General features: G+C 58.0%; 18 protein-coding genes. 13 read left to right on the top strand and 5 right to left on the bottom strand.

The features are described from left to right. The first annotated feature begins 98 nt into the window (after nt 1–98). The 5 genes from flhA to ABLU86_RS23490 all read left to right on the top strand — a co-directional run bounded on the left by flhA (nt 99) and on the right by ABLU86_RS23490 (nt 6,010). Nucleotides 99–2,171 carry a formate hydrogenlyase transcriptional activator FlhA gene (gene flhA, locus ABLU86_RS23510; RefSeq protein ID WP_020078095.1) on the top strand — a complete coding sequence of 691 codons (2,073 nt, stop codon included), beginning with the start codon at nt 99–101 and terminating at the stop codon, nt 2,169–2,171. 410 nt (nt 2,172–2,581) lie between these two features. Further along, nucleotides 2,582–3,499 (top strand): metal ABC transporter substrate-binding protein, encoded by a 918-nt coding sequence (locus ABLU86_RS23505; protein WP_047039465.1) that lies wholly within the window; start codon nt 2,582–2,584, stop codon nt 3,497–3,499. Continuing rightward, complete coding sequence (locus ABLU86_RS23500) at nt 3,496–4,317, top strand: manganese/iron ABC transporter ATP-binding protein (RefSeq protein ID WP_045361366.1); 822 nt, start codon at nt 3,496–3,498, stop codon at nt 4,315–4,317. Before ABLU86_RS23505 ends, ABLU86_RS23500 begins: the two co-directional genes overlap by 4 nt. Then, a complete protein-coding gene (gene sitC, locus ABLU86_RS23495; protein WP_015370015.1) occupies nt 4,314–5,162 on the top strand; it encodes an iron/manganese ABC transporter permease subunit SitC in 849 nt (282 codons plus the stop codon). The genes ABLU86_RS23500 and sitC overlap by 4 nt, the downstream gene beginning before the upstream one ends. Further along, on the top strand, nt 5,156–6,010 hold the full coding sequence (locus tag ABLU86_RS23490) for a metal ABC transporter permease (RefSeq protein WP_020078092.1): 855 nt from the start codon (nt 5,156–5,158) through the stop codon (nt 6,008–6,010). Before sitC ends, ABLU86_RS23490 begins: the two co-directional genes overlap by 7 nt. 683 nt (nt 6,011–6,693) lie before the next feature. Here the strand turns inward: ABLU86_RS23490 and ABLU86_RS23485 are convergent. Both ABLU86_RS23485 and ABLU86_RS23480 read right to left on the bottom strand, forming a co-directional pair. Further along, the gene (locus ABLU86_RS23485) at nt 6,694–7,035 is read right to left on the bottom strand and encodes a nitrous oxide-stimulated promoter family protein (protein WP_015370013.1); all 342 of its coding nucleotides are present in this window, start codon (nt 7,033–7,035) and stop codon (nt 6,694–6,696) included. Nucleotides 7,036–7,095: 60 nt separating this feature from the next. Next, nucleotides 7,096–7,983, bottom strand: a complete 888-nt coding sequence (locus ABLU86_RS23480) for a LysR family transcriptional regulator (RefSeq protein ID WP_020078089.1) — start codon at nt 7,981–7,983, stop codon at nt 7,096–7,098. Nucleotides 7,984–8,166: 183 nt separating this feature from the next. Between ABLU86_RS23480 and ABLU86_RS23475 the strand changes: the two genes are divergently transcribed. Next, nucleotides 8,167–9,108, top strand: a complete 942-nt coding sequence (locus ABLU86_RS23475; protein WP_015370011.1) for an AEC family transporter — start codon at nt 8,167–8,169, stop codon at nt 9,106–9,108. Nucleotides 9,109–9,143: 35 nt separating this feature from the next. Next, nucleotides 9,144–10,853, top strand: coding sequence for a thiamine pyrophosphate-requiring protein (locus tag ABLU86_RS23470; protein WP_058676376.1), 1,710 nt, complete (start codon nt 9,144–9,146; stop codon nt 10,851–10,853). A gap of 15 nt (nt 10,854–10,868) precedes the next feature. Here the strand turns inward: ABLU86_RS23470 and ABLU86_RS23465 are convergent, their stop codons facing one another. Then, nucleotides 10,869–11,162: a SelT/SelW/SelH family protein gene (locus ABLU86_RS23465; protein WP_015370009.1), complete on the bottom strand. Its 294-nt coding sequence runs from the start codon at nt 11,160–11,162 to the stop codon at nt 10,869–10,871. A 323-nt stretch (nt 11,163–11,485) separates the two neighbouring features. On the opposite strand from ABLU86_RS23465, the gene ABLU86_RS23460 reads away from it, so the two are divergent. From ABLU86_RS23460 to mutS, 6 genes are all read left to right on the top strand, one after another. Then, nucleotides 11,486–13,837, top strand: coding sequence for a TonB-dependent receptor (locus tag ABLU86_RS23460; protein WP_126028233.1), 2,352 nt, complete (start codon nt 11,486–11,488; stop codon nt 13,835–13,837). 73 nt (nt 13,838–13,910) lie between these two features. Then, nucleotides 13,911–14,942 (top strand): ChuX/HutX family heme-like substrate-binding protein, encoded by a 1,032-nt coding sequence (locus ABLU86_RS23455; protein ID WP_101739297.1) that lies wholly within the window; start codon nt 13,911–13,913, stop codon nt 14,940–14,942. After that, nucleotides 14,939–15,757, top strand: coding sequence for an ABC transporter substrate-binding protein (locus ABLU86_RS23450; protein ID WP_126028234.1), 819 nt, complete (start codon nt 14,939–14,941; stop codon nt 15,755–15,757). The genes ABLU86_RS23455 and ABLU86_RS23450 overlap by 4 nt, the downstream gene beginning before the upstream one ends. Next, on the top strand, nt 15,757–16,752 hold the full coding sequence (locus ABLU86_RS23445; RefSeq protein WP_058676378.1) for an iron ABC transporter permease: 996 nt from the start codon (nt 15,757–15,759) through the stop codon (nt 16,750–16,752). Before ABLU86_RS23450 ends, ABLU86_RS23445 begins: the two co-directional genes overlap by 1 nt. Beyond that, complete coding sequence (locus ABLU86_RS23440; protein WP_058676379.1) at nt 16,745–17,524, top strand: heme ABC transporter ATP-binding protein; 780 nt, start codon at nt 16,745–16,747, stop codon at nt 17,522–17,524. The genes ABLU86_RS23445 and ABLU86_RS23440 overlap by 8 nt, the downstream gene beginning before the upstream one ends. 180 nt (nt 17,525–17,704) lie before the next feature. Further along, complete coding sequence (mutS, locus tag ABLU86_RS23435; protein ID WP_015703281.1) at nt 17,705–20,266, top strand: DNA mismatch repair protein MutS; 2,562 nt, start codon at nt 17,705–17,707, stop codon at nt 20,264–20,266. A gap of 56 nt (nt 20,267–20,322) precedes the next feature. Here the strand turns inward: mutS and ABLU86_RS23430 are convergent, their stop codons facing one another. Both ABLU86_RS23430 and ABLU86_RS23425 read right to left on the bottom strand, forming a co-directional pair. Next, the gene (locus ABLU86_RS23430; protein ID WP_032712417.1) at nt 20,323–21,465 is read right to left on the bottom strand and encodes a type 1 fimbrial protein; all 1,143 of its coding nucleotides are present in this window, start codon (nt 21,463–21,465) and stop codon (nt 20,323–20,325) included. Between the two features lie 21 nt (nt 21,466–21,486). Continuing rightward, nucleotides 21,487–22,038, bottom strand: a complete 552-nt coding sequence (locus ABLU86_RS23425; protein WP_015370001.1) for a fimbrial protein — start codon at nt 22,036–22,038, stop codon at nt 21,487–21,489. Nucleotides 22,039–22,043 lie beyond the last annotated feature (5 nt).

Below are 22,043 nucleotides of genomic sequence, written 5' to 3'. Positions count from 1 at the left end.
GCGACCTCAACGGCGGCAACAATTGTTTTATTAACAGACTATTATTTGATTCATCTCTTTATTCTGCGCCGCGCTGCGGCGCTTTTTGGACTTAAGCAATGTCGTATACACCAATGGGCGATCTCGGGCAGCAGGGTCTGTTTGATATCACCCGTATTTTATTACAGCAGCCCGATCTGGCCGCGCTGAGTGAAACGCTAACCCGTCTGGTGCAGCAATCCGCGCTTGCCGACCGGGCGGCGATTATCTTGTGGAACCACGGCAACCATCGCGCCGCCAGGTACGCCTGCGACGACGCCGGGCAGCCGGCAAGCTACGAAGATGAAACCGTACTGGCGCACGGCCCGGTACGCCGCCTGCTGTCGCGCCCCGACGCGCTACATTGCGACAACGCGACCTTCGCCGAAACCTGGCCGCAGCTGGCCGCCAGCGGCATTTACCCGGAATTCGGCTACTACTGCCTGCTGCCGCTGGCGGCGGAAGGCCGCATCTTCGGCGGTTGTGAGTTCATCCGCGACGACAACCGGCCATGGAGCGAAAAAGAGTACCAGCGCCTGCATACTTTCGCGCAGATTGTCGCCGTCGTGACCGAGCAGATCCAAAGCCGGGTCAGCAACAACGTCGATTACGACCTGCTGTGCCACGAGCGCGATAACTTCCGCATCCTGGTGGCCATCACCAACGCCGTCCTGTCGCGCCTCGATATTGACGAGCTGGTCAGCGAGGTGGCGAAAGAGATCCACCGCTATTTCCGCATCGACGCCATCAGCGTGGTGCTGCGCAGCAACCGCAAAGGCAAGCTTAACATCTACTCTACCCACTATCTCGACGCCAGCCATCCGGTCCACGACCAAAGCGAAGTCGATGAAGCCGGCACGCTAACCGAGCGGGTGTTTAAGAGCAAAGAGATGCTGTTACTCAATCTGCATGAGCACGACTCGCTGGCGCCGTATGAGAAAATGCTCTTCGAGATGTGGGATAACCAGATCCAGACCCTGTGCCTGTTGCCGCTCATGTCCGGCAATACGCTGCTCGGGGTACTTAAGCTGGCGCAGTGCGATGAGCAAGTATTTACCACCACCAACCTTAAACTGCTGCGGCAAATCGCCGAGCGCGTATCGATAGCTATCGATAACGCCCTCGCCTACCGCGAGATCCAGCGTCTGAAAGAACGGCTGGTGGATGAAAACCTGGCGCTCACCGAACAGCTCAACAACGTCGAAAGCGAGTTCGGCGAAATCATCGGTCGCAGCGAAGCGATGCACAGCGTGCTTAAACAGGTGGAGATGGTGGCGCAGAGCGACAGTACGGTGCTGATCCTCGGTGAAACCGGCACCGGTAAGGAACTGATTGCCCGCGCTATTCATAACCTGAGCGGGCGCAACGGCCGACGGATGGTGAAAATGAACTGCGCGGCGATGCCCGCGGGCCTGCTGGAAAGCGATCTGTTCGGCCACGAGCGCGGCGCTTTTACCGGCGCCAGCGCCCAGCGCATCGGCCGTTTCGAACTAGCGGACAAAAGCTCGCTGTTCCTCGATGAGGTCGGCGATATGCCGCTGGAACTGCAGCCGAAGCTGCTGCGCGTTCTCCAGGAGCAGGAATTCGAACGTCTGGGCAGCAATAAACTGATTCAGACCGATGTACGGCTGATCGCCGCCACCAACCGCGATCTCAAACAGATGGTTATCGATCGTGAATTCCGCAGCGATCTTTACTATCGGCTCAATGTGTTCCCGATCCACCTGCCGCCGCTGCGCGAACGCCCGGACGATATTCCACTGCTGGTGAAAGCATTCACTTTCAAAATCGCCCGCCGTCTGGGGCGCAACATCGACAGTATTCCCGCGGAGACCCTGCGCACGCTTTCGCGCATGGAGTGGCCGGGCAACGTGCGCGAGCTGGAAAACGTCGTCGAGCGCGCGGTGTTGTTGACCCGCGGCAACGTACTGCAACTGTCGCTGCCGGAAATGCATATTGAACAGGAGACGCTGGCGCCGGAAGTGCTGCCGGAGGAAGGCGAAGATGAATATCAGCTGATCGTCCGGGTACTGAAAGAGAGCAACGGCGTGGTGGCCGGGCCAAAAGGCGCCGCCCAGCGCCTGGGGCTCAAGCGCACGACGCTGCTGTCGCGCATGAAGCGTTTAGGCATTAATAAGGATCGGTTAGTCTAGCCCGGCGATATGTCTCTAATGGCTTAAGGATTCTCCCGGAGGCGGCGCATTGCGCCTTCTCCGGGCTACCAAATCGCGCGGGACCGTAGGTCGGATAAGCGTAGCGCCATCCGACAAAATAACGGCACAACAGCTTGCGCTCTCCCCGGTGGCACTTACGCTTACCGGGGCTACCAAATCGCACATGAACCGTAGGTCGGATAAGCGTAGCGCCATCCGACAAAATAACGCGGCGCCCCATCAATTACCGGACCGAATCCGGATTCCCCCTCCTCCCCAATCCCTTCTCAGCCTAATCATTACGCCAACATCTAAATAAGAATTATTTTCATTTATAAATAGCTTGTGCTATATAACATAGCAAAGGCTATAAACGATGATTAATTAATCGCAATACCGTGAGGGATCCTATGACGCATCTGCCGCCGTTCAAGTGCCTGTTGTTCTCCGCCGCATTAGCGGTGCTTGCCATCGCCCCCGCTCAGGCGCAAGAAAAATTTAAAGTCATTACCACCTTCACCGTGATCGCCGATATGGCGCAGAACGTCGCCGGCGACGCCGCCGATGTCAGCTCAATCACCAAGCCTGGCGCGGAAATTCACGAATATCAGCCGACGCCGGGCGATATCAAACGCGCGCAGGGGGCGAAGCTTATTCTCGCCAACGGTCTCAACCTCGAACTGTGGTTCGCCCGTTTTTATCAGCACCTGAACGGCGTACCGGAAGTGGTGGTCAGCAACGGTATTCAGCCAATGGGTATCAGCGATGGCCCCTACAACGGCAAACCAAATCCGCACGCGTGGATGTCGGCGGATAATGCGCTGATCTACGTCGATAACATTCGCGATGCGCTGGTGAAATACGATCCCGTCAATGCCGACACCTATCGCCGTAACGCCGAGGCCTACAAAGAGAAGATCCGCCAGACCATGGCGCCGCTGAAGGCCGAACTGGCGAAACTGCCGGCGGACAAACGCTGGCTGGTCACCAGCGAAGGCGCATTCTCCTATCTGGCGCGCGATAACGGCCTGCAGGAGCGTTATCTGTGGCCGATTAACGCCGACCAGCAGGGCACGCCGCAGCAGGTGCGTAAAACCATCGACACCATGAAGAAGGAGCATATCCCGACCATCTTCAGTGAAAGCACCATCTCCGACAAACCGGCGCGACAGGTCGCCCGTGAAGCCGGCGCCCACTATGGCGGCGTACTGTATGTTGACTCGCTAAGCGCCGCCGACGGCCCGGTGCCGACCTATCTTGACCTGCTGCGCGTCACCACCGAAACCATCGTCAAAGGGATCAACGATGGCCTGAGGAAACAGTCATGATTGCGCCGCAAGCGGGACTTATCGTCGACCAGGTCACGGTGACCTATCGCAACGGCCACACCGCCCTGCTCGATGCCTCGTTCAGCGTACCGCGCGGATCGATTGCCGCGCTGGTGGGGGTCAACGGATCCGGTAAATCCACGTTATTCAAAGCGCTGATGGGCTTCGTGCGCGTCGGCCACGGCGATATCGCCATTCTCGGCCAGCCGGTCAACCGCGCGCTTCGGCAAAATCTTGTTGCCTACGTACCGCAATCGGAAGAGGTGGACTGGTCTTTTCCGGTGCTGGTAGAAGATGTAGTAATGATGGGCCGCTACGGTCATATGGGCTGGCTGCGGCGGGCGAAGCCCCGCGACCGGCAGATTGTCGATGCCGCGCTGGCCCGCGTAGGGATGAGCGAATACCGCAAAAGGCAAATTGGCGAGCTCTCCGGCGGGCAGAAAAAGCGCGTGTTCCTCGCCCGCGCCATTGCTCAGGAAGGCAAAGTGATCCTGCTCGATGAGCCGTTTACCGGCGTCGATGTGCAGACCGAGGCGCGGATCATTGCCCTGCTGCGAGAACTGCGCGACGAAGGCTGTACCATGTTGGTTTCTACCCATAACCTCGGTTCAGTCAGCGAATTTTGCGATTACACGGTGATGGTGAAAGGCACCGTGCTGGCCAGCGGCCCGACGGAGACCACCTTCACCGCCGAGAACCTGGAGCTGGCCTTCAGCGGCGTGTTGCGTCATGTCACGCTCACCGGCGCGGAAGAGCGTATTATCACCGACGATGAGCGGCCGTTTATCAGCCATCGCGCGGCGGGGGGCCAACGATGAGCTGGCTGCTGGAGCCGTTTGGCTATCAATACATGCTCAACGCGATGTGGGTCTCGGCATTAGTCGGCGGCGTCTGCGCCTTTCTCTCCTGCTACCTGATGCTCAAAGGCTGGTCGCTGATTGGCGACGCCCTCTCCCACTCGATCGTTCCCGGCGTCGCCGGCGCTTATATGCTCGGCCTGCCCTTTGCGCTCGGCGCGTTTCTCTCCGGCGGCCTGGCGGCAGGCAGCATGCTGTTTCTTAACCAGCGTTCGCGGCTTAAAGAGGACGCCATCATCGGGCTGATTTTCTCCTCGTTTTTCGGCATCGGTCTGTTTATGGTGTCGCTGAATCCGACCTCGGTGAACATTCAAACTATTATTCTCGGCAATATTCTCGCCATCGCTCCGGAGGATATTATCCAGCTGGCGGCAATTGGCTTTATTTCGATGGCGATCCTGTTGCTGAAGTGGAAAGACCTGATGGTCACCTTCTTCGATGAGAACCATGCCCGCTCGATTGGCCTTAACACCAGCGGCCTGAAGCTGCTGTTTTTCACCCTGCTGGCCGCCTGCACCGTGGCGGCGCTGCAAACCGTAGGCGCGTTTCTGGTCATCTGTCTGGTCGTGACGCCCGGCGCCACCGCCTGGCTGTTAACCGACCGCTTCCCGCGTCTGCTGGCCATTGCCGTCGCTATCGGCAGCCTGACCAGCTTCTTCGGCGCATGGCTGAGCTACTACCTTGATGGCGCCACCGGCGGCATCATCGTGGTGGCGCAGACGCTGCTGTTCTTAGCTACCTTTGTCTTCGCGCCGAAGCACGGCCTGCTGGCCAACCGCCGCCGCGCCAGGGAGGCCTCATGCTAACGATGCTGCTTGAACCATTACAGTTCCCGTTTATGGTCAACGCGATGCTGGTGGCGACGATCGTCGCCGTCCCCTGTGCGCTGCTGTCGGTATTTCTGGTATTAAAAGGCTGGGCGCTGATGGGCGATGCCATGAGCCACGCGGTGTTTCCCGGCGTGGTGGTGGCCTACATTATCGGCATCCCCTTCGCCATCGGCGCGTTTATTGCCGGCTTATTCTGCGCCGTCGCCACCGGTTTTCTCGACGATAACAGCCGCATCAAGCGCGATACAATCATGGGGATCGTCTTCTCGGGGATGTTCGGCGCCGGGCTGGTGCTGTACGTGGCGATTCAATCCGAGGTCCATCTCGACCATATTCTGTTTGGCGATATGCTGGGAATATCCGCCAGCGATATCGGGCAAACGGCGGTGATTGCGCTGGCGATTGCGCTGATTATCGGGCTAAAGTGGCGCGATTTTTTACTGCACGCCTTTGATCCCAATCAGGCCAAAGCCAGCGGCCTGCGCTGCGGGCTGCTGCATTATGGTCTGCTGTGCATGATCGCGCTGACTATCGTCGCGACGTTAAAGTCGGTGGGGATTATTCTGTCGATTTCGCTGCTGATAGCGCCCGGCGCTATCGCCCTGCTGCTGACGCGGCGCTTTGTCAGCGCATTATTGCTGGCAACGGTAATCGCCGTGGGCTGTTCGCTGGCGGGCGTCTGGCTGTCGTTTTATCTCGATAGCGCCCCGGCGCCAACCATCGTGGTGCTATTTACCGCGCTGTTCGTGCTGGCCTTTGTCGCCAGTACGGTCCGTGACGGTCAGAAACAGAGGGCGTCAGCAACGCTCCCCGGTGGCGGTTAACGCCAGCGCGAGCAGGGAGAATTGTCGGATGGCGCTACGCTTATCCGACCTACAGTCCGTGCGGCCTGCCTTTAATTTATTCACCACGCTGACCGAAACAGCCGGTGCTGGCGATCTCAAAACCCCCGGTGGCGCTACCGCTTACCGGGGCTACAGCGCTTTGCGATTTGGTAGCCCGGAGAAGGCGCAACGCGCCGCGTCCGGGAAAAACCCTTAAAAAAATTGCAAGCCGATAACAGCATCTACGGACTGTGCGGCCTGCCTTTAATTTATTCACCATGCTGGCTGAAACTGCCGGTGTTGGTGGCCTCAAAATCGCTGAGACGTTCCCGGAAGGCCGGGGCAGCCCGCATGGATGCGGGCTGAGGGCCGTGACTTGCACGGACGCTGCCTCGGCCCGACCCGAAGCCTTCCGGGATAAGTCGAAGGTACCACGAAGTGGCGATTTTGGCGGCCAGAGCCCGGGAGTACAGAGGGCGGCGGCGACTGGCCGCCCTTTGTGCGCTCCCTGCGCCACGGAAAACATATTGCATAAAAATCAAACGGGAGCGCAATATCCTCTGAAGCGACACTCGATAAACGTTTTTCTCAAGCGAAAAAGTTGCAAACCGATAGCAGTATCTACGATCCTTCAACCGCGATCCCGGTGCCGACGAAGCGCAGCGCAAACCGTGGAAAGGCCGCTATTTTTTCGGCCGGTATTTTTCCGGCAGCTCCGGCACCGGCCGCCTGTCGTCAATCAGGTGACGAATGGTCAGAATCGGATGCCGCCAGAGCATCCGCGGCCCGGCCCAGCGCATGATCCGCTTCATCTCTTCTCGCTTCGCCGGCTGATAGCAGTGTACCGGACACTGTTTACAGGCCGGCTTCTCTTCGCCAAATACGCACTTATCCAGCCGCTTGTCGGCGTAAGCGTTAAGCGCCAGGTAATGTTCGCCGTCGTTGCGCGCATCCGGGCAGCGGCGCTGATAAAGCCTGATCATATTGCCGATAGTCTTCTTTTCGCGATCGATGCGTTTGCCCATGTCACAGCCTCAAGCCAATAAGATGCATTGATTATACACCTTTGTATCTGTCAGGGCATCTCACTGCTTCAGATGCTGGATTAACTGCAGCGCGGCTCCGGATAACACGCCAAAATGGCTCCAGGCATAGAAATCTCGGACAAACACGCTGCCCTCCGCCTCCAGCGGGCGCAACAATCCAAGCTTCTCTTCCAGTCGATAGACGGGGGCAGGCATTGACGTTAAAAGATCGCTCTCAGCGATAAAGGATTTTATCGCCGCGGATGAAGCGCACTCGATAATAGGAACCGGACAGGGTAACTGATGCGAGCGAAAAATATCTTCAAGGATAAGCATCGGCGTGCTTAATGGCGGCGGCATGATCCACGGATAGTCGAGCATCGCCGCAAGCGACAGACGTTTTTCTTTTTGTAGCGGATGGCCTGGCCTTGAAATGATACAAATACGATCCTGCCAGTTAATTTTTCCACGAACTACGATTTTATCGTCGTGCGGTAAAGGCCCGCAGAGGGCGATATCAATTTCATGCATCAGCAGCAACTTAAACAACTCTGAGTCAATGCGGTCGAATATTTTGATGTGTATCCGGGGATGGCGTTTATGAAAGGCGGCTAATTTATCAATAAAATGGCTGGTTAACAGACTGGATACGCAGCCGATTCTCAAAATCCCCTTGCCCGCCCCGCGGATCAGCGCCATCTCCTCTCTGGCTTTATTCTCCGTGTTCAACATTGTCATGGCATAGGGTAAAAACGCGCTGCCATACTCGCTTAACGCCATTCCATGCTTATGTCGTTCAAATAAGGTGGCATTCAGATCCTCCTCCAGGGTCAGCAATAGTCGGCTGAGCCCGGATTGCGTAATCCCCATTTTCTCCGCAGCCAGGGTTAAATTTCCTTCGCTGGCGACGGTCAGAAAGGCTTGTATCTGTTTAATTTTCATAGCCATGACAATTACTCATTGAACGAATTATTTTTACATTTCCCTGACGCTTCTTTTTGTGTCAAGAATGCAGTAAGCAACGAAAAAAAAGAATAGTGCAACAGCGGCGCATTTCCGTGGGAAACACTCTCAATATTTATAGATCAACACCCTGACCCTAACGATAATTTATAATGAGAATAAATCACTATGACACAGAACAACATTCTATTAATCCTCGGCGCTATTTTACCCGTTATCATTACCGTTCTCATTGGCTATATCAGCGGTAAACGCAAAGACTTCAACTGGCAGCAGGCTGGTGATATTAATAAAATTGTGATGCTGTATGCTTTACCGCTGAGTATTTTCAGTAATATGGTCATGACGCCGCGGCATATCGTGATGAGCATGGGGCCGGTCGCTATCGCCATTATCCTGGCGCTAATTCTGAGTTTCCTTATTCCCTTAGCTATCGCCCGTTATATCTGTAAACGCTCCCTGGCGCTCAGTACCCTACAGGCTCTGGCCATCGGCTCGCCGGCCGTTCCCTTCATTGGCACCTCGGTACTGGCTTTTTTATTTGGCACCGTCAGCGCCTCACTCATTACTGTTTCCAGTATTACGCAAAATGTCTTCCAGCTCCCGCTAGTGATGATTCTGATGTCCGTTGCAACGGGGGATAAAAGCCAGAATATCTCTTTTGCCACGCGGGTCATCAACGCCATCAAGCAGCCGGTGGTATGGTCGCCGGTTGTCGCGCTGATATTAGTATTAATGGATATTCATATTCCAGAAACCGTATCAATGTCGCTAGGTCTGCTGGGTAAGGCCTCCGGCGGACTGGCGCTGTTTGCCGCAGGCATCGTGCTCTATACTCGCAGCATTGTCATCACCTCCGCCACCATTATCACCGTCATCGCCCGTAATATTCTGGTGCCCGGCGCCTGCTACCTCATTTTGTTAAAAATGGGTTTCAGCATGGAGCAAATAAAACAAGTGGTATTAACGATGGCGATTCCTGTGGGCTCGATCGCCATTATTATTGCTATGCAATATAAGTCCGGCGAACAAGAAATGGCCTCGACCATGGCGCTAAGTATTATTACTTCCATCATTACGATGGGCGCATTTATTTTCCTGACCTTTTAATCACGGCGATAACATCGCGTTAATCCGGAGAGAATATGACTTCTATCACTGTATCGGCCGCTGAATTATTACTGCACCGGCTTCAGGCCCTCGACGTGGCCTATATTTTTATTAATTCGGGTACCGATTATCCCCCGGTTATTGAAGCGTGGGCCAAAATGCGCGCCACGGGACAACAGGTACCGGAGCTGGTGATATGTCCCCACGAGAACGCCGCTATTGGCATGGCCCATGGCTATTATCTCGGGAGCGGGAAAGTGCAGGCCGTCATGGTTCACACTAACGTAGGCCTGGCCAATGCCGCCTGCGGCGTCATCAATCTGGCCAACAGCAATATTCCGGTACTGATTTTTGGCGGACGCACGCCGATTAGCGAGCATTCACACTTTGGTTGTCGCAACACGCCGATTGGCTACGGCCAGGAGATGCGCGATCAGGCGGCGCTCATTCGCGAGTCGGTGAAATGGGACTTTGAATTACGCATTGCCGATCAGATCGGCGAGCATGTTGACAGGGCATGGGCGATAGCCCGTTCATTGCCAAAGGGGCCGGTGTATTTGAGCCTGCCGCGCGAGCCGCTATGCGAAACGTTCACGATCGATGAACAAGCGCTTCATGCCTCCCCCACCCAGCAGCCGGTCCGCTACGCGCCAACGCGGGCGGATATTGCCAGCGCCGCCGATGCGATAGCCAATGCCAGACAGCCGGTCATCTTCGCCCAGCGCGGCGCAAGAACGTCTGGTGGATTTGCGCGGCTCAATACCCTGGTTAAGGAGTGGGCCATCCCGGTGGTGGAATACTGGGGCACTGAAGTCACCCTCGGCAGCGACAATCCTATGCTGGCCGGCAGCGATCCTGAAGGCTGGCTTTCCGCCGCCGACGTCATCATCGTTATCGACTCACAGGCCCCGTGGATCATCGAAGAAAGCCGCTGCAACGACAGCTGTAAGGTGATCCAGATCGGCCCCGATCCGCTTTTTTCCCGCTACCCCGTCCGCGGTTATCGCGCCGATATTAACCTGGCCGGAGAAACCGACGAGGTATTCGAACTTTTACAAGAGGCGCTCCAGCCGCTTGTGGCGGCGAAGCAACGGCAGGTGGCTGAACGTGAAAAACATGTGCTTAACCTGATTCAACACGCGAAGAACCAACGTGAAGCCCTCCTCCACGCCAACCAAAAAGGGGCGATTGGCAAACCCTGGCTGAGCTACTGTCTGGGTCAGCTTGCCAATCAACATCAGGGGAAGATCGTCTCTGAACTGACAACAATGCCGCAGTTTGCCGGCCTGACTCAGGCGGACAGTTATTATCAGGAAGCGCTGGCGGGCGGTCTGGGTGAAGCGTTGCCCATCGCCTTAGGGCTGCAGCTCGCCCGGCGGGGTGAGCTTATCATCGCCGCCGTTGGCGACGGCTCCTATCTCTTTGCCAATCCGGCGGTGTGTCATCACATCGCGGAAGTGATGAAGCTTCCCGTGCTGGTGGTGGTCGGCAACAATGGCGGCTGGGGAGCGGTGGCGGGCGGCACCCGGGCGCTCTATCCCGACGGCTATGCCGCTAAAATGGACGCGATCCCGGCCACCGCGTTCTCGTCGTCGCCAGATTTCGCCGCGCTCGCCGCCTCCAGCCGCGCGGCTGCGCTGACGGTTTCGCTGGCGGAAGATCTCCCCGGGGTACTGGAAGAGGCAGTCGCTATTATTCGCACTCGCCGACAAAGCGTACTGGTCAACGTTGAACTAGGACGTTAATCGCAACCAGCCGTTTTAGACCTGCTTCCCGGCATTATCCACGTGCCCCAGCGCTTTTTCCGGGAAGCAGACGTCCCTCACCCGCCGTTTCAGCTCGGCAGCGTCCGGGAAACCGCCGTCCCGTTTGCGCTCCCAGATGAGCGCCTCATCGACGCTCACCGTAAAAATGCCGCCGGTACCGGGCACCAGCGTGACCGAAGCGATATCGGTACTAAAGGTATGCAGCAGCTCCTGGGCCATCCAGCTGGCGCGCAGCATCCAGTTGCATTGGGAACAGTAGTGAATGGTAATCATCGCTTTATGGCTCATGTTGGCTTGCTCCCGTCCGCACGAATGTAAACAAAATGCAGAATATACCCGTCATACTTCAAGTTGCATGTGCGTTGGCTTCCTCGCTCACCCCAGTCACTTACTTGAGTAAGCTCCTGGGGATTCTCTGCGTCGCCGCCTGCCTGCAACTCGAATTATTTAGGGTATAGGTAAATATTTTGTTGCAAACGATAATGCCTATCATTACCATTCGCAATTACTAAATCAGGAATACCACTGTCCGCCAGGGAAAACACGGACCAACCTGCACTCTGGAAGTAACGCGTGAGCCGATACTAATAATTATCAAGGCGTGGCTACAAATGTACAAATCGACTCAATCAGCAGCATGGTGTAAGAAAAGCCTGCTGGCGACTTCTCTGCTCGCAGCAATCGCGCAGAATGCCGCTATCGCGGCCGTGACCCAGGATAACACGACGGATAGCGCGGAACAGATGGTGGTGACCGCCCCGGCCCCACAGCTGAAAGCCGGCAACGAGCACTCGGTGAGCGCGCAGGAACTGCAGGACAAAGGCGCCAACGACTTCGGCTCAATCATGCGTTATGAACCCCTCATCAGCGCCACCGGCGCCAGCGGCGGTTCCGGCAACGGTAAAAGCGGTTTCGATCGCGGCGGCTATACCGGCTACAACATCCGCGGCCTCGAAAGCAACCGCGTCGGCATCGATGTTGACGGCATTGCCCAGCCAAACGCCACCGGCCGCGGCTACGTTGGCCGTTCCGGCCTCAACACCTTTGGCATTGGCCGCGATTATATCGACCCCTATATGTACGGCAGCGTGGATATTCAGTCGGGCGCCACCTCAACCGAGACCGCTAACAGCTCAATCGGCGGCAACGTCTCCTTCCGCCCGAAATCGGCGGATGACTATCTGCGCCCGGGCAAAACCAGCGCCTTTGGCTATCAGAGCGGCTACGACTCTTCCGACCGCAGCTGGCATAACGGCGTCACCGTCGCCGGCGGCGATGAAACGCTGCGCGGCATTTTCGTCTACAGCCGCCGCGATGGCCAGGAAACCGAGAACAACAGCGGCAGCGTCGACGCTTACCCGGCAAACTGGCACTCTGACGCGTTTATGGCCTCCGGCATCTGGCAGCCGAACGATGAACATAAGTTCACCAGCACCTTCGACTACTATCACAAGACCAACCACAGCCACTTCGATTCGTGGGACTCCAGCGGTAACAGCGTGATCGGCACCGCCAACCAAACCAACCAGACGCGGCGCTGGGGGCTGAGCCTGAAAGACGACTGGACGCCGATGAACGATTACATCGACAGCGTCTCGACCAAGGTTTACTACCAGCATACCGAAGCTCACGACTGGACCTGGATGCCGGATAGCGTCACCCGCAAAATGCAGACGGTCAATTCCGACTACGATACCGATACCTGGGGCCTGCAGACCGCGCTCGCGAAAAGCATCGGCCGCCACGACCTGAGCGCCGGTTTTAACGCCAGCACGACCAAAACCCAGCGGCCATTTAGCCAATCGCCGATCCCTAGCGTCTACAGCGAAATTATGCAGCCGGAAGCGGACAGCCGTAGCTACACCATCGGCGGTTACGTGCAGGATCAGATCAACTTCGATCTCGATAGCCACAACTTCGCGATTATTCCCGGCGTACGCGTGACGCATCAGTCCACTAAACCGGAAGATCTGTCCGATCTTAGCGCTAACAGCAGCGTGCTCACCGAATCGTCGGTGGCGAATCTGTATGGTAAAAACAGCGACACCCAGGTGCTGCCGTCACTGACGTTCCAGTACGACATTACGCCGCGGCTGATGACCTATCTGCAGTACCAGCGCGGCGCGCAGTTCCCGAATGCCAGCCAGCTGTATGGTTCGTGGAACCTGGGCTCCAGCTATGCCGGCAGCCAGCAGTACGCGCTAATCGGTAACAACGATCTGAAAACCGAGACCAGCGACAATATTGAATGGGGTATCAAGGGCGAAGTCACCGAAGGCATCACCGTGCGTACCGCGCTGTTCTACAACAGCTATAAGAACTTTATCGCCTATACGCGTTATTCGCGCGCCAACAATCCGGGCAAATTCACTAACGTCCCGTCGAATATTTATACCATTTATCAAGCGGAAAACCGCGATAAGGCCTATATCTACGGCGGCGAGATCAGCACTAAATTTAACTTCGGCACCTGGTTTGAGCAGGTGGATGGCCTGAGCGCCACCCTCGCCTGGGGCTATAGCGAAGGGAAATCGAAATCCAGCTACTACGGCGATAAATACGTCGACCTCGACAGCGTCGCGCCGATGAAAGCGATCGTCGGCGTGGCGTGGGACGATCCGGCTAAGCGCTACGGTACGGCGCTGACCGCCACCTTTGTTAAGGGCAAACAGGCCACTGCCACCAGCCGCGAGAGCTACAACAACACCGGCTCCGCCATCGCCGATTCCAGCACCGAATATATGCGCGTGCCGGGCTACGGCATGCTGGACTGGACCGCTTACTGGCAGGTGGCGAAGAACGTTCGCCTCAACGGCGGGGTTTACAACATTACCGACCGTAAATACTGGGACTACCTGAGCAGCCGCAACATCGAGACCAGTACCAATCAGGATGCCAACGATAAAGCGCTGGCTGTGATGCCCGGAAGGACCTGGCAACTGGGCGTGAATATCGATTTCTGATCGCCCGAATAATAACAAACCTGCCCCCCGGTCCGCAGGCCGGGGAAATTCATCGTAGAGAAGGATGTGAATTATGCAAAACGCACACGACGATCTGTGGCAGCGCTACCAGGCCACCAAAGCCCGCTCCACCGCCAAATATGCCCGCGACATCGCCGCAGAGATGGGAATTAGCGAAGCCGAATTAACCGCCGCGCGCGTCGGTCACGATGCCGTGCGTCTGCACGACGACGTACGGGCGATTATCGCCGCCCTGAAGAGCGTCGGCGAAACCAAATGCATCTGCCGCAACGAATACGCGGTGCACGAGCAGGTCGGCGAATTTACCCATCAGCACCTGAGCGGCCACGCCGGGCTGGTGCTCAACCCGCGGGCGCTCGACCTGCGCCTGTTCCTCAGCCAGTGGTCGAGCGTGTTCCACCTCAACGATAACGGCCGCCAGAGCATCCAGTTCTTCGACCCGCACGGCGATGCGCTGCTAAAGGTTTACGCCACCGGGAAAACCGATATGGCGGCATGGCAAACGCTGGTAGCCAAATTCAGCGAGACGGCGCCCGGCGCGCTGACGATTCGCCCGGCCGACCGCGTGAAGTACGCCGACTCCGCCGACGCCGCGGCGCTGGAAAACGAGTGGCGCGCAATGACCGATGTGCACCAGTTCTTTGGCCTGCTGCGTAAACACAATCTTTCCCGTCAGCAGGCCTTCCGCCTGGTGAGCGACGATCTGGCCTGCCGCATCGACAATAATGCGCTGCCGGGACTGCTGGAAACGGTACGCCAGGACGGCAATGAAATCATGATCTTCGTCGGCAACCGCGGCTGCGTGCAGATCTTCACCGGCGCGCTGGAAAAGCTGGCGCCGATGCGCGGCTGGATCAACATCTTCAACAGCGCCTTTACCCTGCATCTGCGTGAAGACAGCGTGGATGAAATCTGGGTCACCCGTAAACCGACCTCCGATGGCCACGTCACCAGCGTCGAACTGTTTGCCAAAGACGGTACGCAAATCGCCCAGCTGTACGGCCAGCGAAGCGAAGGTCACCCGGAGCAAGAACAGTGGCGCGCGCAGGTGGCGCGTCTGTGCGCGGAAGGGCAGCCGGCATGAAACGTTGGGGAATACTGCTTGCCGCACTGCCGCTGTTCGCCAGCGCGGCCGCCGAACGAGTAATTTCCCTCGGCGGCGACGTTACCGAAATTGTCTACGCGCTGAACTCTGGGCAGCAACTGGTGGCGAAAGACAGCACCAGCACCTGGCCTGCCGCCGCGCAGAAGCTGCCGGACGTCGGCTATCTACGGCAGTTAAACGCCGAGGGGATCCTCTCCTTACGCCCGCAGCTGGTGCTGGCCAGCGCGCAGGCGCAGCCGTCGCTGGTGCTGCAGAAAGTGCAGGACAGCAAGGTGACGGTCGTCAACGTGCCGGGCGGCGATAACCTTGTCGCCATCGATAACAAAATCGCCGTTATTGCCAAAGCATTAGGTAAAACTCCGGCAGGCGACGTGCTGCGCCAGCAGGTCAAGCAGCGGATAGCCGCCATTCCCTCACGGCCTATAGCCAAACGGGTGCTGTTTATCCTCAGCCACGGCGGGATGAATACCATGGTGGCCGGACAGCACACCGCCGCCGATGGCGCGATCCGCGCCGCCGGGCTGCAAAACGCAATGCAGGGCTTTGACCATTATCGCGCGATGTCGCAGGAAGGCGTGGCCGCAAGCCAGGCGGATCTGGTGGTGATTTCCGCCGATGGTCTCAAGGGGATGGGCGGCGAAAGCGGGTTATGGAAATTGCCCGGTCTGGCGCAAACGCCCGCTGGCCGCCATAAACAGCTACTGGCGATCGACGATATGGCCCTGCTCGGCTTCGGCCCGCGTACGCCGCAGGCGCTCCTCGAACTGCGGAAAAAAGCGGAGCAGTTGCCCTGATGCGCCCTGCCCTCGTTCGCCATTTGCTGTTGATGACGCTGCTGCTGGTCGCATTGACGCTCTACGCCACCACCCTCGGCGCAATGCGATTGCCATTGATCAACCTGCTGCCCTCCGGCGATGAAATCCTGCGCCATATCTGGCTGACGATCCGTCTGCCGCGAGTGCTGCTGGCGCTGCTGGTCGGCGCCGCGCTGGCCCTGTCCGGCTGCGTGATGCAGGGGCTGTTTCGCAACCCGCTCGCCGACCCGGGGCTGCTGGGCATCAGCAGCGGCGCGGCACTGGCGGTGGCCTGCTGGCTGGTGTTGCCGCTCAGCGTGCCGGCGCTGTTAGCTCTGTATATGCCGATGCTGGCGGCGTTTATCGGCAGCCTGGCGGTGATGGCAGTGATTTTTATCCTCAGCCGCGCAGGCGACGGTTCGCTGTCGCGGCTGCTGCTGGTGGGGATCGCCATCAACGCTTTAAGCGGCGCTCTGGTTGGCGTGCTGGCCTGGCTAAGCAACGATGCTCAGCTACGCCAGCTGTCGCTGTGGGGAATGGGTAGCCTGGGTCAGGCCGAATGGCCGATGCTGCTGGTGGCGGCCAGCCTGATTATTCCGGCGTCAATAGCGGTGTGGAGGATGGCAACACGTCTTAACCTGCTGCAACTCGGCGATGAAGAGGCGCACTATCTCGGCGTTAACGTGCGGGCGCTACAGCGGCTGCTGCTGTTATGTAGCGCGGTGCTGGTTGCCGCGGCGGTGGCGATAAGCGGCGTCATCGGCTTTATCGGCCTGGTGGTGCCGCATCTGATGCGAATGTGGCTGGGGGCGGACCACCGCGGGCTTATCCCTGGCTCGCTGCTGGCGGGCGCGATTCTGCTGTTGATTGCCGATACCCTGGCGCGCACCGTCGCCGCGCCGGCGGAGATGCCGGTGGGGCTGCTGACCAGCCTGTTGGGCGCGCCGTGGTTCCTGTGGTTGATATTTCGTCGGGAGAAACCAATCCATGGATAAAGACTATCGGGCGCAAGGGCTGTCGCTGCGGCTCGGCCAACGTCAGGTGATTGACAAGGTTTCGCTGACGCTTCGCGGCGGCGAGATGACCGCGCTGATCGGCCCGAACGGCGCGGGCAAATCCACCCTGCTGCGGCTGCTAACCGGCTTCCTTACCCCGGATAGCGGCGAACGCATGATGGACGGCAAAGCGCTGGAGCGTTGGTCGCCGCAGGCGCTATCGCGCCGCCGGGCGGTGATGTTGCAGCGCACTCCACTCCAGGCCGACTGGACGGTGGAAACGGTTATCGCCATGGGGCGCTCGCCGTGGGAAGCGACCGCCAGTCCGCAGACCCTGCACGATATTATGGCGGAAACCGGCTGCGATCATTTGCGCGGCAGGCGCTATCCGTCGCTTTCCGGCGGCGAGCAGCAGCGGGTACAGCTGGCCCGCTGTCTCGCCCAGCTGTGGCAAAACGGCGCGCCGCAGGGCTGGCTGTTTCTGGATGAACCCACCTCGGCGCTGGATCTCTATTACCAGCAGCATCTGTTACGCCTGCTCAAGCGGCTGACCGCTTCCGGCCAGCTACATGTCTGCGTGGTGCTGCACGATCTCAACCTCGCCGCCCTGTGGGCCGACCAGATTCTGCTGCTGCACCAGGGACAGGTGGTCGCGCAGGGCACGCCGCATCAGGTTATCCAGCAGGAAATCATTAGCCGCTGGTACGGCGCGGACGTGCGCCTCGGCCAGCATCCGGAAAAAGCGATTCCACAGGTTTATCTGGCGCCCTGAACGTCACGCGCGGCCAGCTTAGCGAGGGCCGCGCGTTCGCGAAGTGGAATCAGGATCGCTGCATCTACTTCGTCACTTTCCCTCAAATGCCTATCTCCGTTATCATGTCTTCCTCATGCGATAACGACGACAATAATAAAATCGCACTCTATTAAAAATCAGGGACCTGGATAACACCCTATGAGCACAATCGACAATTTAGACGCCCATACCCCAATGATGCAGCAGTATCTGAAGCTGAAGGCTCAGCATCCGGAGATCCTGCTGTTTTACCGGATGGGCGACTTTTACGAGCTGTTTTATGACGACGCCAAACGCGCCTCGCAGCTGCTCGATATCTCGCTGACCAAACGCGGCGCTTCCGCGGGCGAACCGATTCCCATGGCCGGCATTCCCCACCACGCGGTGGAAAACTATCTCGCAAAGTTGGTAAACCAGGGCGAGTCGGTCGCGATTTGCGAACAGATTGGCGATCCGGCCACCACCAAAGGGCCGGTTGAACGCAAAGTGGTACGCATCGTCACGCCGGGCACCATCAGCGATGAAGCGCTGCTGCAGGAGCGCCAGGACAACCTGCTGGCCGCCATCTGGCAGGACAGCAAGGGCTTCGGCTACGCGACGCTGGATATCAGCTCCGGGCGCTTTCGCCTGAGCGAACCGGCCGACCGCGAGACCATGGCGGCGGAACTACAACGTACCAATCCGGCGGAACTGCTGTATGCGGAAGATTTTGCCGAATCGTCACTGATTGAAGGCCGCCGCGGCCTGCGCCGTCGCCCGCTATGGGAGTTCGAAATCGACACCGCGCGCCAGCAGCTCAACCTGCAGTTCGGCACCCGCGATCTGGTGGGCTTCGGCGTCGAAAACGCCCCGCGCGGGCTATGCGCCGCCGGCTGCCTGTTGCAATACGTCAAAGATACCCAGCGCACCTCGCTGCCGCATATCCGCTCCATCACTATGGAACGCCAGCAGGACAGCATCATTATGGATGCCGCCACCCGTCGCAATCTGGAGATCACTCAGAATCTCGCCGGTGGCGTTGATAACACCCTTGCCTCGGTACTCGACTGCACGGTCACGCCGATGGGCAGCCGCATGCTCAAACGCTGGCTGCATATGCCGGTACGCGATACCGCGGTGCTGGTTGAACGCCAACAAACGATTGGCGCCTTACAGGAACGCTATACCGAGCTGCAGCCGGTACTGCGTCAGGTCGGCGATCTCGAACGTATTCTGGCGCGTCTGGCGCTGCGTACCGCCCGCCCGCGCGATTTAGCCCGTATGCGCCATGCCTTCCAGCAGCTGCCGCTGCTGCGCGAGCTGCTGGCCGACGTTGACTGTCAGCCGGTGCAACAGCTGCGCGAGAAAATGGGCGAGTTCGCCGAACTGCGTGAACTGCTGGAACGCGCGATCATCGATGCGCCGCCGGTGCTGGTACGTGACGGCGGCGTTATTGCTCCGGGTTATAATGAAGAGCTGGATGAGTGGCGGGCGCTGGCCGATGGCGCGACCGATTATCTCGACAAACTGGAAATCCGCGAACGCGAGCGGCTGGGCCTTGATACCCTGAAGGTCGGCTACAATGCCGTTCACGGTTACTACATCCAGATCAGCCGCGGCCAGAGCCAGCACGCGCCGATCCACTACGTGCGCCGCCAGACGCTGAAAAACGCCGAGCGCTACATTATTCCGGAACTGAAGGAATACGAAGATAAGGTCCTGACTTCAAAAGGCAAGGCGCTGGCGCTGGAAAAACAGCTCTATGACGACCTGTTCGAAAAGCTGCTGCCGCATCTGGCCGACTTACAAACCAGCGCCAGCGCGCTGGCCGAGCTGGACGTACTGGTGAACCTCGCGGAACGCGCTGAGACCCTGAACTACTGCTGCCCGACCTTTATCGATAAACCCGGTATTCGCATTACCGAAGGCCGTCACCCGGTAGTGGAACAGGTACTGAAAGAGCCGTTTATCGCCAACCCGCTGCAGCTGGCGCCGCAGCGCCGCATGCTGATCATCACCGGCCCGAACATGGGCGGTAAAAGTACCTATATGCGCCAGACCGCGCTGATTGCGCTGCTGGCCTATATCGGCAGCTACGTGCCGGCGCAGAAAGTAGAAATTGGCCCGATCGACCGCATCTTTACCCGCGTCGGCGCGGCAGATGACCTGGCGAGCGGCCGTTCCACCTTCATGGTGGAGATGACCGAAACCGCCAATATTCTGCACAACGCCACCGAACACAGCCTGGTGCTGATGGACGAGATTGGTCGCGGCACGTCTACCTACGACGGTCTGTCGCTGGCGTGGGCCTGCGCGGAGAATCTGGCGAATAAGATCAAGGCGTTGACCCTGTTCGCCACCCACTACTTCGAGCTCACCCAGTTGCCGGAAAAAATGGAAGGCGTGGCCAACGTGCACCTCGATGCACTGGAGCATGGCGATACCATCGCCTTTATGCACAGCGTGCAGGACGGCGCGGCCAGCAAGAGCTATGGCTTGGCGGTCGCCGCGCTGGCGGGGGTGCCGAAAGAGGTGATCAAGCGCGCGCGGCAGAAACTGCGCGAGCTGGAGAGCATTTCGCCAAATGCCGCCGCCACGCAGGTTGATGGTACGCAGATGTCGCTGCTCTCCGCGCCGGAAGAGACCTCGCCGGCGCTGGAAGCGCTGGAGAATCTTGACCCGGATTCGCTGAGCCCGCGTCAGGCGCTGGAGTGGATCTACCGCCTGAAAAGCCTGGCGTAATTAAGCGTTAAATAACAAAAAGCCTGGCGTCATCGTCAGGCTTTTTGTTTTTAGCATCAGTTATATTGCAGGGTGATCGTCCCGGTGGCATTGGCGGTACCGGGGGTCACCGCCGAACCGGTTTTGTAGTAATCCGCCCGGAAGCGGATCGCTTCACTTGCCCCTGCCCCTCCCCTATTCGCATCATCGCTATAGGTCGTTGCGGAGCCAATATCGGAAATGGCATTGCCATCGGCATCCTGTCCGCTATTTGCCGCCGCCGCCGCGTCACGATCGGAGCTAAAGACGCCAAACGTCTGGCCAATAGGTAGAGAAATAAAAGATTGTCGATTCGGATTATAGGTTAGGATTTTCACGCCAACGCCGGTCGCTACGCCGTCAGAGCCGGCGTCGGTCAGTGCGAAGACCGAACCGTTGTCATTGTCTCCCGACGCCACCGCGCCACTAAATTTCAGCGTTACGTTAGTTCCCGGTTCGCATGAAAGCCCCACGCTCTGTTCAGGTCCTTCTACCGTTTGCTGGTTATCAAACGAAGAGACATCGACACTCCCCATATCAAAAAGCAAAGAAGAGACTGAAGCCGTACAGCCCATCGCATGTACTTCAACCGTGGTGGTCGACAGCGTCAGCGTGGAGGCGATGTCGCCATCGCTGCTATCAATACTCTGCGTTTCGCGATAATCGACCCGCGCCAGCGGGCTCGGTACGTTAAACGTGCCGCTGGTTATCGGCCCGCCGGTGGCGATAATTTGCACCCGATAAGCGGAATTGTTGAGGGTGTGGTCGGAGCCCGCCCCGGCATCGTGTTCCTGCCAGCTGTTATCGATCGCCCGTTCGTCATCAAACGGGCCTGCCTGATTAATGGTATAGACGCGAATACCGAGCCCTGTGGCGGTTGAACCATTGGTCAACGGATAGACATTATCCTGCAGCGGGCTGGCGGTGGTTAACGCGCCGGCGTAGTGAAAACCAACGTAATAAGTCCCCGCACAGTTCTTGATAGTTGTCGTGCCGCCGGACATATATCCGGAGTCATAAAGGATCTCGCCCGGCGCATAATTTTTACTGGAGACCAGTAGCTGCTGCGGCATCGCAACATAAGATTGCGACGGGGTGTCGTCGGTACGATGACAAACCGCCTGGACCGCCAGCGGAAACAGCCCCAGCAATAACAGGGTGGAATATAAAAATTTTAACACGTTGTTTGCCTTAAATCGGGGTTAGTTATAGGTCACGTTCAACGTGACCGCGGAGCTGAATTTACCCGCCGTTGGGGCGCCATGAGGGGTGTACATACGGGCAATAAATTTCAATGCGCCCGCGCCATTTTCAATGGGTACCGGATAACTCACCCCATTGGCCAGCGCCACGTGGATAGCTGGATAATCGAACAACTGCAATCCAACATCGGTAGCGCCATCGGCATCAGGCGTCACCTGATTGGCATAAATGACCGAGCCATAGGTCGGGTCTTCGGAATAGGGCGTGCCGGTGAAGGTGACGGTGGCCTGGCTGATTTCAGCAGTACAGCTGTCAAAACTGATGGTGACTGGAACATTACCGGTGTTACCGCCGGCAACAGAAAAGTCTCCTTTATAGTATTTCCCCAGATCTACGGTTTCAGGATTGGTGACATTACAGGTTCCTGCGGCAATCCTGCCGTGAAAGGTAATATCACGTGTCTCCCGGAGATTATTATCCCCAGCCAGAGCTGACATTGCGCTAACCAGCATCCCCGCGAAAAACAGAACAGCATATAAAAATTTTGACATGTCTC

The sequence above is a fragment of the Klebsiella sp. JN_Kp121 genome (assembly GCF_040062145.1).
GTDB classification, from domain to species: Bacteria; Pseudomonadota; Gammaproteobacteria; order Enterobacterales; family Enterobacteriaceae; genus Klebsiella; species Klebsiella aerogenes.
This window is presented reverse-complemented; position numbering and strand designations above follow the sequence as displayed.